This is a genomic window from Hymenobacter wooponensis (assembly GCF_004745865.1).
Lineage (GTDB): Bacteria > Bacteroidota > Bacteroidia > Cytophagales > Hymenobacteraceae > Hymenobacter > Hymenobacter wooponensis.
Genome location: NZ_SRKZ01000003.1, coordinates 809,766 through 825,746 on the forward strand (window position 1 = coordinate 809,766; position 15,981 = coordinate 825,746).

11 protein-coding genes and 1 riboswitch are annotated in these 15,981 nt (G+C 57.5%); of the genes, 9 read left to right on the top strand and 2 right to left on the bottom strand.

The window, feature by feature from the left end; translation table 11 throughout:
• Nucleotides 1–2: 2 nt before the first annotated feature.
• A complete protein-coding gene (ffh, locus tag EU557_RS13585; protein WP_135530972.1) occupies nucleotides 3–1,352 on the bottom strand; it encodes a signal recognition particle protein in 1,350 nt (449 codons plus the stop codon).
• A 208-nt stretch (nucleotides 1,353–1,560) separates the two neighbouring features.
• Here ffh and EU557_RS13590 point away from each other — a divergent pair, with 208 nt between their 5' ends.
• Nucleotides 1,561–2,874: a glycosyltransferase family 4 protein gene (locus EU557_RS13590; RefSeq protein WP_245326265.1), complete on the top strand. Its 1,314-nt coding sequence runs from the start codon at nucleotides 1,561–1,563 to the stop codon at nucleotides 2,872–2,874.
• A gap of 57 nt (nucleotides 2,875–2,931) precedes the next feature.
• Here EU557_RS13590 and EU557_RS13595 read toward each other — a convergent pair whose 3' ends face one another.
• A complete protein-coding gene (locus tag EU557_RS13595) occupies nucleotides 2,932–4,782 on the bottom strand; it encodes a hypothetical protein (RefSeq protein WP_135530973.1) in 1,851 nt (616 codons plus the stop codon).
• Between the two features lie 244 nt (nucleotides 4,783–5,026).
• Here EU557_RS13595 and pseB point away from each other — a divergent pair, with 244 nt between their 5' ends.
• From pseB to EU557_RS13635, 8 genes are all read left to right on the top strand, one after another.
• Nucleotides 5,027–6,046, top strand: coding sequence for a UDP-N-acetylglucosamine 4,6-dehydratase (inverting) (gene pseB / locus EU557_RS13600; RefSeq protein WP_135530974.1), 1,020 nt, complete (start codon nucleotides 5,027–5,029; stop codon nucleotides 6,044–6,046).
• 77 nt (nucleotides 6,047–6,123) lie between these two features.
• Nucleotides 6,124–7,302 carry a UDP-4-amino-4,6-dideoxy-N-acetyl-beta-L-altrosamine transaminase gene (gene pseC / locus EU557_RS13605; RefSeq protein WP_135530975.1) on the top strand — a complete coding sequence of 393 codons (1,179 nt, stop codon included), beginning with the start codon at nucleotides 6,124–6,126 and terminating at the stop codon, nucleotides 7,300–7,302.
• 8 nt (nucleotides 7,303–7,310) lie between these two features.
• Nucleotides 7,311–8,036 (top strand): cytidylyltransferase domain-containing protein, encoded by a 726-nt coding sequence (locus tag EU557_RS13610; RefSeq protein WP_135530976.1) that lies wholly within the window; start codon nucleotides 7,311–7,313, stop codon nucleotides 8,034–8,036.
• A gap of 42 nt (nucleotides 8,037–8,078) precedes the next feature.
• On the top strand, nucleotides 8,079–9,593 hold the full coding sequence (gene pseG, locus EU557_RS13615) for a UDP-2,4-diacetamido-2,4,6-trideoxy-beta-L-altropyranose hydrolase (RefSeq protein ID WP_135530977.1): 1,515 nt from the start codon (nucleotides 8,079–8,081) through the stop codon (nucleotides 9,591–9,593).
• A 166-nt stretch (nucleotides 9,594–9,759) separates the two neighbouring features.
• Nucleotides 9,760–10,800 carry a pseudaminic acid synthase gene (gene pseI / locus EU557_RS13620; RefSeq protein WP_135530978.1) on the top strand — a complete coding sequence of 347 codons (1,041 nt, stop codon included), beginning with the start codon at nucleotides 9,760–9,762 and terminating at the stop codon, nucleotides 10,798–10,800.
• 200 nt (nucleotides 10,801–11,000) lie between these two features.
• Nucleotides 11,001–12,299: a glycosyltransferase family protein gene (locus tag EU557_RS13625; RefSeq protein WP_245326266.1), complete on the top strand. Its 1,299-nt coding sequence runs from the start codon at nucleotides 11,001–11,003 to the stop codon at nucleotides 12,297–12,299.
• A gap of 81 nt (nucleotides 12,300–12,380) precedes the next feature.
• Nucleotides 12,381–13,859 (top strand): DUF7033 domain-containing protein, encoded by a 1,479-nt coding sequence (locus tag EU557_RS13630; RefSeq protein WP_135530979.1) that lies wholly within the window; start codon nucleotides 12,381–12,383, stop codon nucleotides 13,857–13,859.
• A gap of 143 nt (nucleotides 13,860–14,002) precedes the next feature.
• Complete coding sequence (locus EU557_RS13635; protein ID WP_135530980.1) at nucleotides 14,003–15,484, top strand: lipopolysaccharide biosynthesis protein; 1,482 nt, start codon at nucleotides 14,003–14,005, stop codon at nucleotides 15,482–15,484.
• 347 nt (nucleotides 15,485–15,831) lie between these two features.
• Nucleotides 15,832–15,923: riboswitch (SAM riboswitch) on the top strand.
• The last annotated feature ends 58 nt before the right edge of the window (nucleotides 15,924–15,981 follow it).

Below are 15,981 nucleotides of genomic sequence, written 5' to 3' on the forward strand. Positions count from 1 at the left end.
GTCTAGCGGATGGGGCCTTTCATGCCCATCATGCGGGCCATTTGCTGCATACCGCCTTTGGTCTGGCTCATTTTGTTCATGGTGCGCATCACTTTGCGCATGTCCTCGAATTGCTTCATCAGGTTATTTACCTGCTGAATATCAGTGCCAGAGCCTTTGGCCAGGCGGCGGCGGCGCGAGCCGTTCAACAGCTCAGGCTGGGCGCGCTCCTTGGGCGTCATGCTCTTGATGATGGCTTCGATTGGCTTGAAGGCATCGTCGTCGATTTCGATATCCTTCATGGCTTTGCCCATGCCGGGGATCATGCCTACCAGATCCTTCAGGTTACCCATCTTCTTGATCTGCTCCAGCTGCGACAGGAAGTCGTCGAAGTTGAACTGGTTTTTGCGGATCTTCTGGTTGATGCGCTTGGCTTCCTCCTCGTCGAACTGCTGCTGCGCGCGTTCTACCAGCGAAATCACGTCGCCCATGCCCAGAATTCGCTGGGCCATCCGGTCTGGATAGAACATATCCAGCGCCTCCATCTTCTCACCCGTCGAGATGAACTTGATGGGCTTCTCTACCACAGCCCGAATGGAAAGGGCGGCACCACCGCGCGAGTCACCGTCGAGCTTGGTAAGCACCACGCCGTCGAAGTTCAGGCGGTCGTTGAAGGTTTTGGCGGTGTTTACGGCGTCCTGACCCGTCATGGAGTCCACCACGAACAGGGTTTCCGAGGGGTTGATGGCGCGCTTTACGGCCTCAATCTCGGTCATCATCTGCTCATCCACGGCTAGGCGGCCGGCGGTGTCGATGATAACTACGCGCTTGCTGTTTTTGCGAGCGTACTCAATGGCGTTCTGCGAAATCTGAACCGGGTTCTTGTTCTCCGGCTCCGAGTACACTTCTACCCCCACTTGCTCGCCTAGCACCTTCAGCTGGTCGATAGCGGCGGGGCGGTACACGTCGCAAGCCACCAGCAGCACCGAGCGGTTCTGCTTCTTGAGGTAGCTAGCCAGCTTACCGGCGAAGGTAGTTTTACCCGAACCCTGCAGACCCGAGAGCAGTACCACGGCCGGCTCACCTTTGATGACGATGTCCTGCTTCTCGCCGCCCATGAGCTCGGTGAGCTCATCGTAGACGATTTTGGTCATCAGCTGGCCCGGCGACACGCTGATGAGCACGTCGCGGCCCATGGCCTCGTCCTTGATCTTGTCGGTTACTTCTTTGGCTACCTTGTAGTTAACGTCGGCATCTACCAGGGCGCGACGGATTTCCTTTACGGTAGCCGCAACGTTGATTTCGGTGATGCTGCCTTGGCCTTTGAGGGTTTTAAAGGCCCGGTCAAGTTTGGTACTTAGATTATCGAACATGGAGTCGCAGATTTGCGCTGATTTTTCTCTTACTATCTTCTGTGTTCCGCGAGGGAAGTCATCTTAGCGAAAAGCTACTCTGTACCTCCGCATCACGGAACGCTAGGGCAGTTGCCGAAGCAGCCACACGGTTTAGCCTCCAAAAGTAACCAGAAAACCCCGGAATGGCTATAGCTGCGTACCTTCGCCGCCCTTACCACTTGCAGTAGTGTCCGTGCCTAACCGTCCGCTTCGTTTACTTGTCATTACGTATTACTGGCCGCCCTCTGGTGGGGCGGGTGTGCAGCGCAGTTTGAAGTTTGTGAAGCACCTGCCCCAGTTTGGTGTAGAGCCCACTGTGATTACCGTAGACCCTACCCAGGGTGCTTACCCCGTACTAGACCACTCTCTGGAGGCAGACATTCCGGTGGGGGTGCGCGTCATCCGGACCAATACCTTTGAGCCTTTCGACAGCTATAAGAAGCTGACAGGCAAGCAAGTTCCCTTTGGCGGCTTCGTGGGTGAAAGCAAAACCAGCCTGATTCAGCGCCTGTTCAAATTTGTGCGCGGCAACGTATTTATTCCGGATGCACGGCGGGGCTGGAACAGTTATGCCCTACGCGCCGTGGCCGATTTGTTAGCCCAAGGTGAGCAGTTTGATGCCGTGCTAACCAGCTCCCCGCCCCACTCCTCGCAACTGATAGGCCTAGAGTTGAAGCGCCGCTACGGCCTGCGCTGGCTGGCCGATATGCGCGACCCCTGGACGGATATTTATTATTACAAGGAGCTCAACCACACCCCACCGGCGCGTTGGCTTGATGCTCGCTACGAGCGCCAAGTATTGGAGCAGGCCGATGCCGTGCTGGTCACTAGCCCCAATACCAAGCGCCTGTTCCTGGGCAAGTCGCCTAAGCTCATGGCAGATAAGATCCAGGTGGTACCCAACGGCTACGATGAAGCAGATTTTCGCGCGCCCAGCCAGCCGCCCACCGATGCGCTGCTGATTACGCACACCGGCACCATCTCCGAAACCTACCACATTGAGCAACTGCTGGCCGCCTGCGCCGAGTGTGGCCGCCGCCACCCCGATGTGCCGATACGGCTGCGATTCGTGGGAAAAGTTTCAGGTGGCCTACAGCTGCAAATTGAGCAGGCCGGCCTGGTAGATCACACCGAGTTTGTGCCCTTTGTGCCGCACGATAAATCAGTAGAGTACCTGTTGCGCTCCACGGTACTGCTGATGGCCATTCCTGATGTAGCCAATAACTTCGGGATTCTTCCGGGTAAAGTCTTCGAGTATCTGGCGGCCAACAAACCTATCCTGTGCGTGGGCCCCATCGGCTCCGATGCCGACACGTTGCTGGAGGAATGCGGCGCCGGCCACGCCCTTCCCTACGATGGGTATCCGGCCATGCTGGCCCAGTTGGAGAGCCTCGTAGGCCAGTGGCGCCTCAACCCCAACCTGGACCTGCCCGCCCTTAACCACGTCCGCTACTCCCGCCGCGCACTAACTGCTCGGCTGGCGGAGATGGTGAAGCGTTGATACAAAGGTGACCTAGTCAGACGTCATTGCTCTCCTAATGACGCTTTTAGATTGATCTTACTTGAAAAGTCCGCGCAACTTACTGGGAACAAGACTGGCAGCCCGGGCTTTCAAATCAACCCAGCCAGACCGCTCCAACTGGTGGCCATGCCACTGGCCGATGGCCTCGGCGAGGCGCTGGGCCAGGGTGCGGTAGTGCTGGCGGTGGTAGTGACGCAGATTGTTGGTTACGTCAGCAGGCGTTTTGATGAAGCTGCGCACATTCACGATGTAGCAGTTTTCTGCCTCCGTCACAAACTCCTCCAGCGCCTGATTCATCAGGGCATGGCGTGCGGCAGCCCCAGTTTCTCCAGAGCCTGGCACTTCTATTTCAGTACCGTTTAAGAAGTAGATAGGCACTTGCGCTGGTACTTGAGCTCGTAGCCATCGTAGGTTTTCCTGAAAATCGGCTGGCGAAATCTGGCCTTGAAATTCAAATTTCTGCTGAAAACGGCGCAGAAATGCCTCGTCCATCCCACGGAACCGGCGTTGTGCATACTTCGCGGCCTGTGCCACCGGGTCCACGGACGTCAGGTCTTGGTATGCCCCGAAAGGCACTTCTAGGCCAGTGGCTTTTTCCCGGTACAACTCCTGCGTGTAGTCCATGAGCGGGCTATACACCAGTACATCGTAGTGTGCATCCCAGAGCTTGGTATCAAAAGCTTCCTGGCCTAGAAAAGGCAGGGATGCTGCTAACCGCTGTTGCTCCGCTCTAGGCCACTCCTGGCCCGCTCGCAACAGGGCGGTGTGCTCCACATGGACGGGAATCTGATTCTCGTTGTTGTAGTTAAACTCCTCCTCTACTTCCAGCTGGAATGCCTGCAGAAAAGGTGTCAACTGGCCTAGGTCGCAGCCTCCTTTCAGCAGCACCCGCAACGTTGTACCAGAGTTCGTGATGGCAGGAGCGGTCTGTCTGTCTGTTGCCTCCGGGGCGGTTTCTACCGTAATCCAGTCGGGCCGGTCTGTTGGGTTGAGGGTGGTGGCTACATCGCCCTGCACTTCCAGCACCGGAAATCCGAGTTGGGCATAAGTGAACTGCTCTACACCTAGATGCAGAATGCGGCAGGAAAAGACGAGCTGCTCCAAGCGGTTTTCTGGCAGATGCAAGCAGTAAATACCCACTAAGCCATAATCGCCAAACCGGTCGCGGGCCCGCACGGTACCCCAACGCCGGGTTCTATCTTCGAAGCTGGCGGCTAATTCTTCTTTCGTGACGCGACGCTTAGTAAAGTTTAGCTGGTTGGAGCGGTTAATCAACTCCTCAATACGACCTAAATCGGGCACTACGGCGGCACCTTCCCGAAACTCGATGCGCACCTGCGCATCACGCAGAAAAGCTAGGTTATCGTTGTACGCGGCGCGTGCTTCCTGCTGGCGCTCCAGCAGCTTGTACTGCTCCAGGCGAGAGAATTCCGGATCGGGCTTACCGCTAGCGCGCAACAGAGGGGCTAATTCAGCAAGGTCGGCGGGGTCGGCTACCTGAAGCTGGGGGTTATAGTATTGAGCTTCGGCCCGGTTGATAGGGTTGTCATCCAGAAACAGCGCATTGGAGGCCCGCAGCTGCATCTGCTCCAGCAGCTGCTTGATAATGGGACCTTTGGGCTGCCAGCTTATCTGAGGAAACACGAACAGGTCGCGGATGCCCAGCTCCACCAGTTTGGCCTCAGCAGGGGCGAAGTCGTTTTTACTGACAATGGTATGTACAATGCCCCGCGCCGCTGTGTCGCGCACGAGTTGCAGGTTATCCTCTAGCGCCTCCACGGCCCCTTCCGAGAGCGTACCGCGCCAAAACGTATCGTCCAGATCCCAGATAATAACTTTGATGGGAGCGTTAGGTGCGGAGTGCGAGGTGCCGGTTGCCAGTGTCATGTGTTACGCGTTGCAGGTTGTGCAGAGCCTGTATATTCAGTCAACACGGAGGTGTCAGGCCCGATTCATCTTCCAACCAATAATCAAAGCTACGGAGGAAGAACTAACTACTACTCCCAACTAGTTCTCGAACAACAGACCTACAGCAGGCAACCGGCAACGCAGAACTGGTAACTGACTGCAGAATCCCTACTTTTGCTGCCCTTACCCAAACCGGCCCAGTGGCCGGCTTCCCTCCTATCGCATGGCTCTCGACCTCAATCATAAGTCTATTCTGGTAACCGGTGGCACCGGTTCGTTCGGCAAGCAGTTTGTGCAAACTGTTTTCGAAAAATACCCGCAGGTGAAGCGCCTGGTAGTGTACTCCCGCGATGAGCTCAAGCAGTACGAGATGTCGCAGGTGTTCCCGCACGAGAAATACCCCGCCATCCGCTACTTCATCGGCGACGTGCGCGACGCGGAGCGCATGAAGCGCGCATGTGAAGGCATCGACATCATTGTGCATGCCGCGGCTCTCAAGCAAGTACCCGCCGCCGAGTACAACCCCATGGAGTGCATCAAGACCAACATCTTCGGGGCCGAGAACGTGATTAATGCGGCCCTTGACTGCGGCGTGACCGACGTAGTAGCCTTGAGCACCGACAAAGCTGCGGCCCCCATCAACCTCTACGGCGCCACGAAGCTGTGCTCTGATAAGCTGTTCGTGGCCGCCAACAACATGAAGGGCGCCCGTGATCTGCGCTTCTCAGTGGTGCGCTATGGAAATGTAATTGGCTCCCGCGGCTCGGTGGTGCCGTTCTTCCTGAACCGCCGCTCCTCCGGTGTGCTGCCTATCACCCACCCCGACATGACGCGCTTCAATATCTCTCTGGAGGAAGGTGTGGACCTGGTGTTGTATGCACTGGAGCACAGCTGGGGCGGTGAGATTTTCGTGCCTAAGATTCCGAGCTACAAAATCACGGAAGTAGCCAAAGCCATTGGTCCCGATTGCCGCCAGGAAATCGTGGGTATTCGCCCCGGCGAGAAGCTCCACGAAGCCATGATTACGGAAACCGATGCGCTCAGCACCGTAGAACTACCTAAGTATTACGTAATTCTTCCCTTCACCCCCCGCTGGGACGTGGATGCGTTTATCAAGCATTTCAACGGCCGCCGCGTGGAGCTGGGCTTCCAGTACGATTCCAGCAACAACACGGAGTGGCTGGACGCGGAGCAGATTCGCGAGGAAATTCGCCTACACGTAGACCCATCGTTTTCAGTGTAGCATTTGGTCTTTATTGCTTTTATAATCGGAAGCCGCTTTCAATCTGGAAGCGGCTTCTGCGTTACCTTTGATCTGTTATGATTCAGTCCCCCTTCCAGCCCACGCACCCCATTGCCTACGGCCGCCAGCACATTACGCCCGAAGATGTGCAGGCCGTAACAGATACGCTTTACTCCGATTACCTCACGCAAGGCCCCAAAGTGGCGGAGTTTGAGCAAAAGTTTGCCGAGTATATTGGCGCCACTTACGCTGTGGCCGTGGCGAATGGCACTGCTGCACTGCACCTGTGCGCGCTGGCGCTGGGTGTGCAGCCGGGCCAGCGGGTCATTACCACGCCTATCACTTTTTCGGCCTCGGCCAATTGCGTGCGCTACTGCGGTGGCGAGGTGCACTTCGTAGATATTGACCCCGCTACGGCTCTTATCGACCTGAAAGCTGTGCGGCGCTTGCTGGAGAGCCACCCCGTAGGCCACTTCCAGGGCCTAATTCCGGTTGATTTTGCGGGGTTGGCGGTGAACCTAGAGGAGGCCCGGCAGCTGGCTGATGAGTTTGGCCTTTGGATTATCGAAGACTCTTGCCATGCCCCCGGTGGTTTCTTCACCGACTCGCTGGGCCAGGAGCAGCGCTGCGGCAATGGGCAGTTTGCCGATCTGGCCATCTTCAGTTTCCACCCCGTCAAGCATATTGCCACCGGCGAGGGGGGCATGATTACCACAAACAACGCGGCACTTTACGAGCACCTGCTGCGCCTACGCACCCACGGTATCACCAAGGACCCTGCCCAGCTAGAACGCCCTTCTGATGGCGGCTGGTACATGGAAATGCAGGAGCTGGGCTATAACTACCGCATGCCCGACATGCTCTGCGCCCTCGGCATCAGTCAGCTCCGGCGCGCCGAGAGTGGCCTAGCGCGCCGCCGCGACCTAGCGGCCCGCTATGATGCGGCTTTTGCTCAGATGCCGGAGGTGCAGCCGTTGGAAGGGGCGCCAGGCCATGCCTACCACTTGTACGTGATTCAGGTAGCCAACCGTAAAGGGCTGTATGACTTCCTGCGGGAGAAGCAGATTTTTGCCCAGGTGCATTACATACCGGTGCACACCATGCCCTACTACGAGCAGCTCGGCTGGAAACCCGGCGACTTCCCGCTGGCAGAGGCCTACTACGCTCACTGCCTGAGCATTCCACTGTTTCCCAGCCTCACCGATGAGGAGCAGCAGTACGTGATTGACTGCATCCGGGAATTTCTGCAAGCATAAGGTTCTTCGTGAAAAAAGTCGGTATCATCTCCCAAGCTCGCATGACCAGCACCCGGCTGCCGGGCAAAGTATTACTGCCCGTGGACGGCCAGCCGCTGCTGCAGTACCATACGCAGCGCCTGCAAGCCAGCGGTTTCCCGCTGTACCTGGCCATAACCTCTAACGCCACCGACGACCCGTTGGCTGACTTTGCTGAGGCTCGCCAGCTGGCCTACGTGCGCGGGGATGAGCAAGATGTATTGTCGCGCTATGCGCTGTGCGCGCAGACGCATGAGCTGGATGTACTAGTGCGGGTAACTTCCGACTGCCCCCTGCTGGATGGAGAGCTTGTAGGCCACTCGATACAGGAGTACCTGCGCGCCAACGATGCACGGTTGTACCTGTCTAATGTGTTGGAGCGCACTTTTCCGCGGGGCTTCGACTTTGAGATTTTCTCCCGGGAGCTTCTGGAAGAAGCGGCCCAACATGCCACCTTAGCCAGCGACCGGGAGCATGTAACGCCCTACATCCACCAGAACCGCTCTGGTACGGTACGGTTCCAGCACATACGACGCACCCCCGACCGCAGCGCCTATCGCCTGACCGTGGATACTGCCGAGGACTTTGAACTGATTAGGCAGTTGATTGAAGAGCACGGCGCGGCTGCGCTAGCCGCTGATCAGCTGATTGCGCTGCTCGACCAGCACCCCGAATTAGTGGCGCTGAACGCGCACGTGGAGCAGAAGAAAATCTAGGTTACTACCGGCCATTCCGGACCGGCTCCCTACTTTCGGGGCATGGAAACTTCTGTTTCAGCTGCTGGCGCGGCCTCGTCTGCGCGTATACCCCGCCTCGTATTTCGCGCCGATGGTAACTCCCGCATAGGCCTAGGCCACGTAATGCGCTTACTGGCATTAGCTGAGATGTTGGCTCCGCTGGCCGTAGAGCGCCTTTTCCTGATACGGCAGCCCGATGCAGAACTTGTACAGCAACTTACTGCCGCTGGCCTGACGGTGCTGGAGCTGCCGCTTCGGCCACTGCCCGAAGAAGCCGCCGAACTCGTGCGGCAGGTGCTGCGGCCCACCGACGTACTGGTGCTCGATGGCTACGACTTCCGCTACGACTATCAAAATACGGTTCGTGGGATTGTGGCTCGGCTGGTTTACCTCGATGACCTGCACAGCTTTCCTCTCGCCGCTGACCTCATCCTGAATCCCGCTGGTGGAGTTAGCCCGAAGCAGTACGAGCTTCGCCAACCCGGTGCCCGCCTGCTCAGTGGGCCAGCCTATGCCCCCTTGCGGGCTGCTTTCCGCCAGTCCCGCCCGACCACCGAAGCTCCTGACCCAAACCAGATTCTGGTGTGCCTTGGCGGTGCCGACCCTACTCATCAGACCCAGCGCGTAACGGCGGCGCTGCTGGAACTGCCTTCTGCGCCTCAGGTGCATGCTGTAATAGGTAGCGCCTATACCAGCTGGGAGAGCCTACAATCCTGGGCTCAGGATCAGCCCCACCTGCTGCTGCACCGCAATTTATCGGGAGAGCAATTAGCTGACTTGATGCACCAATGCGGAGCTGCCGTGTGCTCGGCCAGCACCGTGAGCTATGAGTATTGCGCGGCTGGGGGCGGCCTCTTGTTTATTCTGCCGGTGGCTGATAATCAGTACGACATTGCCCAGTATCTGCGGCAAGCGGGCCTAGCGCTGCCCTACACATCGGCCCCCAATGTGCTTACCTCCGCCGAAGCCATCCGCATAGCCAGTCAGCTCCAAGAGGCGCAGCTCCGCGTGTTCGACGGGTTAACGGCCGAGCGGCTCCGCCAGGAGTTTATGGCGTTGCTGTTGCCGCCTCCGCCTTTCTACCTGCGCCCCGTAACGGCCTCCGACTCCGACCAGCTCCTGGCCTGGACCAACGAGCCGGCGGTGCGCCAACATTCCTTTAACCCAAATCCCGTTACTGCCGCCGACCACCGGCAGTGGCTCGCCGCCCGTCTCTCCGATCCGCAGGCGCTGCTGCTGCTGGCACAAGATGCCGCTACTGGCCTACCCGCCGGCCTGATCCGGTTTGCGGTGGAAGGTGAGGAAGCTACGCTGAGCTATTTGCTGGATGCTCAGTTTCGGGGCCGCGGCTTGGCGGCATTGCTGCTGCTAGCCGGCACCCGGCAGGTTACTTCGCTATTTCCGCAAGTGCGCCGGGTGCTGGGCCACGTGCAGCCGAGCAATGTAGCTTCTGTTAAGGCATTTGAGCGGGCCGGATTTCGGCAATTGCCTGCTACTGCTGCCCTCACATTTGTTTGGGAATCCGGCGGAAATTAGTCTCAACTTTTCCCCTCATAAAGCCTGTGTAGTAGCTGCAGTGTTGCACTTAGACTGCCGATATAAGGTCGAGCCCAGCGAAATCCTCAGAGCTACTACCCACCGAATCTGACGCGTACTTCTAGCCGATAGCCCCGCCTCCCGCGGGGCTTCGTATTTTTGCAGCATGCAGATTTCCATTGGCCCCCGCCTCATTGGTCCCGACCAACCGCCTTTCATCATTGCCGAGCTCAGTGGCAATCATAACCAAGACCTCAACCGTGGCCTAGCCATCGTAGATGCTATGGCGGCGGCCGGTGCCCACGCCATCAAGCTCCAGACCTATACCGCCGATACTATGACGCTGCCCGGCGCCTACCGCATCGACGACCCTAGCTCCCTGTGGTATGGCCGGGAGCTACACGAGCTCTACCAGGAGGCGCACACGCCCTGGGAGTGGCATAAGCCCTTATTTGACCGGGCACGGGAGCACGGCATGCTGGCCTTCAGCTCGCCCTTCGATGAAACCGCCGTTGATTTCCTGGAAACCCTCAACGTGCCGGCCTACAAAATTGCTTCCTTCGAAAATACCGACTGGCCCCTGCTTCGGCGCGTAGCCGCCACGGGCAAGCCCGTGATTATGAGCACTGGCGCCAGTCAGCTTTCTGAGGTAGCCGAAGCCGTGCAGGTGCTACGTGGCGCAGGTTGCCAGGAGCTGATCCTGCTGAAGTGCACCAGCACCTACCCCGCCACACCCCAAAACACCAACCTGCGCACACTACCCCACTTTCAGCAGCTGTTCCCCGACTGCCTTGTAGGCCTCTCCGACCACACCATGGGCGTGGGCGCGGCTGTGGCAGCCGTGGCCCTAGGCGCCTGCGTGGTGGAAAAGCACGTAACTCTGCGCCGCGCCGATGGCGGTGTAGACTCAGCCTTCTCTCTGGAGCCAGAGGAAGTAGCGCAGTTGGTAACGGAAACGGAGCGGGCGTGGCAGGCGCTAGGCAAGGTGCAGTACGGTGTGCAGAGGGCCGAGGAGAAAAGTCGGCTCTACAAACGCTCCCTGTATGTGGCCCAGGATATTGCCGCCGGCGACGTATTTACCAAGGAAAACCTGCGCGTGGTGCGCCCCGGCGACGGTCTGCCACCCCGTTACTACGACCAGCTCTTGGGCAAACCTGCCCGCCAAGACCTGCGCGCCGGCACTCCCCTAACTTGGGAGGCTCTATAAACTAGACCGGCCAAATAGAGTGCTTTTATAAAAACGTCATGTCGAGCTGGTCGAGACATCTTGCGTGCTGACGTTGAATTAGTCTGGCAACATCAGCGAGCGAGATGTCTCGACCAGCTCGACATGACGTTCTTAGGTAGTTGTTCTAGGCCTGTCAACCGCCTTTTCCCCTCTGAATCTGCTCGATTTATTACTTATTAATGCCTGACGTTCCTTCCTCTCGCACAGCTCGCTTGCGCGACATCCTGCAACTGCGGTTCACCGACCTTTTTGCGAGTTTGCCAACGCACATGCTGGAGCCTATTTCCCCGGCTAACCCGCTCAAGCGGCTGCTGAAGGTGGCGGGTTACGCGGCGGTACGGCTAGTGGGCAACGTGTTTCGGCCAGTACGTAACACGGAGGAAGTAGGGGGCAAGGTGTGGCTCTATGTGGTGAGCCAGAACAATTACGACTCCCTGCATTTTGTGCGGGAGGCCCGGCCAGACAGCGTGCTGGTGGCGGGGCAAAGCAAACAGATTGGGCGCTACAACCGGCAGGTAAATCGGCTGTCGTTACGGCGAAAGCTGCTGTATTATGGGCAGCTGCCGGGCGTGCTGCTAGGCCTGTGGCGCACAGAAGGCACCAAGGCATGGCGGTTTTTCGACTTGGTTTTCAACGCTATTGGCTACTATGAAGTCTACTGCCGGGCGCTGCGTCACTACCGGCCCCGGGCCATTATCTTCGCCAACGACCACAACGACGACGCCCGGGCCCTGCTGCTGGCTGCTCGCGCCTGCGGCGTGCCCACTGCCTATGTGCAGCACGCCAGCGTCAGCACTAACTTCCCGCCGCTGGGGTTTGATTTGAGCTTGCTGGAAGGGCAGGACGCGCTAGACAAATACCGCCAGTGTGGCCCCGTGCGTGGCCGCACTGAGCTAGTAGGTATGCCTAAAGCTGATGCTTTCCTGGCTACCAAAAACCAAAGCCCCACGGTGCAGCGCGTAGGCCTAGCCTGCAACACCCTGGATGATACCGAGGCTATTGCCGATGCGCTAGGCCACCTACTGCGGGAGTTCCCAACTAGTATGTTCACCTTCCGCCCGCACCCCGGCGATAAGCGCGACTTCTCCTTCCTACGCCAGCAACACCCGCAGCTGCAGTTTTCGGATGCCCGCCAGCACAACGTCTTCGAGTTTCTGCAGCAGCAAGACGCCCTCATCGCCGCCGACACCAGCACTCACTTAGAGGCGACGCTTCTGAACCTGGCCAGCATCTACTACCGATTCGGCACCCACGGCGTGACGGATGACTACTACGGATATGTTGCCCACGGCTTAGTAGAACGCGCCAACACCCTTCCGGAGCTTTCGGCGCTGCTCCGCCGCTACCAGCAGCACAAACCCCTCGACCTATACCGCCGCGCCGCCTACTACAACGCCACCCTCGGCACTCCCGACGAAGGCCACAGCCAACAACGCGCCCTGCGTTTATTAAACGACTGGCTCCAGAAACAGGCCTAGAACAGCTCAGCGCCTTCTGCGAAAACCTCAGCACCCTCTGCGGGAACCGTCGTCTGCCAAACCTGCTATACTTGCGCCGCCATGCCTGCTCCCGCCTTCCCATCTCCCCCGCAGCCGGTTTCCGCTGAAACCCGCCTAGCCTACGTGCTCCGGCACTTCCGACTGGCCTACGAGAACGTGCCGGACATTTCCATCGGCTACGCGGGCACCCAACCGCAACTGGAGATAGCCGAAGGCGCCGGCGAGTTTTTCAGTCAAACGAATCCGTACCCTGCGGCCCCCAACAGGCGGGAGTGGCTAGGCCAGTCGGTGCCGTTTTTCTTTGACGCGGAGCCGTGGAAGCCGCTGCTGGAGCTACTGCCAAGTGGACAATCCAGAATCAATGCAGACATCATTTCAGGTGCATTTTACCTGCTCAGCGGTTGGCAGGAATACTACTCTGAAGAGCGCGACCAGCACGGCCGATTTCCCTATTCAGCCAGTGTGCAGCACACGTATGGTTTCGTGACCCTCCCCGTCGTGAACTACTACTTCGATGTGCTGAAAACCGCCGTAGAGCATATCTTAGGCCACTCCCTAAAGCCCTGTACCTGGCTGAACGGTGCAAAATGGGCGGCCTTCATCACCCACGACATCGACAACCTGTACAGCGCCTGGAAGGCTCCCGCTAAAGCAGCCTTCCAGCGCCGCGACTGGCCTAGCCTGGCCCGGCAGCTCTGGCAGCACTTTACTGAGAAAGACGCTTGGGACAATCTGGAAGAGGTGCAGCAGACAGTGGCTAGCTACGGCGCCAAAAGCACCTTCTTCTTCCTACCTGAGCACCGCAAAGCCGCCAACGGCACCCCAAATGCTGATTATAAGCTGCGTAAGGTGTGGCAGAAAGCCGTAGCTGCCATTGGCAACTCCGAAACCGGGCTACATGCCAGTATAGGTACCGACAAACTCCATCTGCAGCTAAAAAGTGAAGGAGATTTGCTGCAACAGTTCAAAAAGGGAGATAAAGACTTCGGCATCCGGTTTCACTACCTAGGATGGGAGCCACGTATCACGCCTACTTTACTCAGTCTACATGGGTACTCTTACGATTCTACTCTTGGGTTTGCAGAGCATTTTGGCTTCCGAAACTCCTACTGTCTACCATTTTACCCATTTAATTTTAGCGCTAGCCCCTTTACCGTTAACCCTCCTCAAGTAACGATTCAGCTGCTGCACAATGCTCCGGTTTCGTTCACCCTAGGCCCTCGTAACTCCATTCAGACCTCTACTTTCCTCGAAATTCCGCTCAATGTGATGGATGCCACCTTGCACCACCCGCGCTATCTGCAGTTGGAGCCCAAGGAAATCCTCCCGGCCCTGACGCCGATGTTCCAGGAAATTGAGCGGTTTGGTGGGGTGTGCACGGTGCTTTGGCACAACGAGAACTTCGACCCTGCCAACGAGAATACCGGCCCGCGCCAGTTCGCCGAAATCATGGAGTACCTTCGCAGCCGCGCCGTAGCGTTTGTCAACGGCACCGATATCGTTGGTGAAATAACCAAGCAAAGAAGCACGGCATCCTGAGTGCAACGCCAGGTTCTTTCCACGTCAGCACGAACGGTTCTAGGCCAGTCGTTCTCACCTGAAAAGATCCTTCGCGCTGCTCTGGATGACGTGCTCTCAGTTTCTTTATTATTTGCCATTTCACCACTTCACAACTTCACCTCTTGGGCATAGTTCTGCGGCAGGGGCTGCGTAATACGGTCATTTCTTACATCGGGCTAGCTCTGGGCTTCGTGAACACGGCCTTCGTGGTGCCGCGCTTTCTGGCGGCGCATGAGCTAGGCCTTACGAGCACGCTGCTAGCCATTGCTACTATTTACGCGCAGCTTTCGGCGCTGGGCTTTGCCAGCGTGGGCATTAAGTTCTTCCCCTATTTCCGCAACCGTGAGGCAGGGCATCAGGGCTTTTTGCCCCTGCTGCTGGGCGTGCCGCTGCTGGGGTTTGGGGTAGTCTCGCTGCTTTACTTAAGCGGGAAGCCGCTGGTCCTGAACTTCTACGAAAAGGACCAGGCGCTCATCAGTTCCTACTACGGCTGGGTGGGGGTGCTGGCCTTGTTCGTGATGCTGTACTCGCTGCAGGATGCTTACCTGAAAGGCCTCTATCACACTGCATTTTCCTCCTTTGTGCAGGAGATTTTGCTGCGGGTGCTACAGGCGGGCGCGGCCGTGTTGTATGGCCTGGGCTACCTCTCATTTCATGGGTACGTACTGGCCTACATCGGCACTATGAGTGGCATTGCGCTCTTGCTCACGGTGTACTTAGGCGTTATCGGTGAACTACACATTCGGCCTAAGCGGGAGGTGCTGCAGGTGCAGCCCTTGCGGAGCATCCTGAGTTTTGGGGCGTTTGCGCTGCTGGCGAATATCTCGGCCACCGTCATCATGAACATTGACACCCTGATGGTGGGCTCCCAGCTCAATTTGGCGGCCGCGGGTGTGTATAGCATTGCGTTTTTCATCAGCACAGCTCTGACACTACCGGCCCGCTCGCTCAATAAAATTGCCTTCCCGCTGCTGGCCGACTACTGGAAAGAGCAGGCCCTCCCCCGCATGGCCGACTTTTACCGCGACACCACCCGCCTGAATACCGTGCTCGGCAGCTATCTGGCTCTGGGCATCGGGCTCAACCTTGATTTCATTTACGGCCTGATGCACAATCCCGCCCTAACGGCTGGCACCACGGCCGTGCTGGTGCTACTGGTGGCGCGGCTGTTCGATGGTATTACGGGACTTAATGGGCTAATTGTGGTTACCTCGCCGCGCTACCGCTACGATTTGCTTTTCAACGTGTCGCTGGCCCTTACAACCATTGGCCTGAATGCGGTGCTGATTCCTCGCCTAGGCCTGTTGGGCGCAGCGGTGGCTTTTCTGCTGGCCATCGTCACGATTAATTTTGCGCGCACGTGGTTTGTGTGGCACAGCTACCGCATGCAGCCCTTCACGTGGCGCATCCCCTTGATTCTGGGAATTGCCGCCGTTGCGGGCGGAGCGGCCTGGCTGCTACCGGCGCTACCCTCCCCTCTGCTGACGATGCTACTGCGCTCCACGGTGCTGACGGTTTTGTACGCCGGCTTAATTCTGCTGACTAATTCGGCACCCGAAGCCACTGGCTTTTTGCAGAAACTGAGCCGTCGGTTTACTAAGTAATTCCTTCTAGAGGCTTGGCAAAACATCAAGTTTCCTCGACGTTTCAGGAGGCCTTTCTCATCACATGCGCAGAGGTAGCGCATGACTTTATAAGCCATTACCAAACCCACAATCATCTCATAAACAGAAACTTACTACTCAATACAGCATATCTTGCAAACCGTTTTAGAAACAAAAGAATACACTGTGTAGTTAGTCCCCTCAAATGCCTGGTTTTCCTACCTGCGCACTGCCATTTTTTGTTTGCAACAGATGAAGCTCATCACCTGCTGAAAAAATAAAATTTGGAAGTGTAAAATTTCGACCAGTACATTTGTAGGACCAATTCTTTACCCACAAAAGGATTGTTTTTATACAGAGGCGTGGAGAGACAGGCTCTACGAAGCGCCGGCAACCATCCGTAAGTGCGGAACGGTGCCAAGTCCTGACCATATAAAAACAACAACGCCGTGAACCGCTTCATCAACTCCGCCGCTTCTACCACCTCCGCTTCTGTA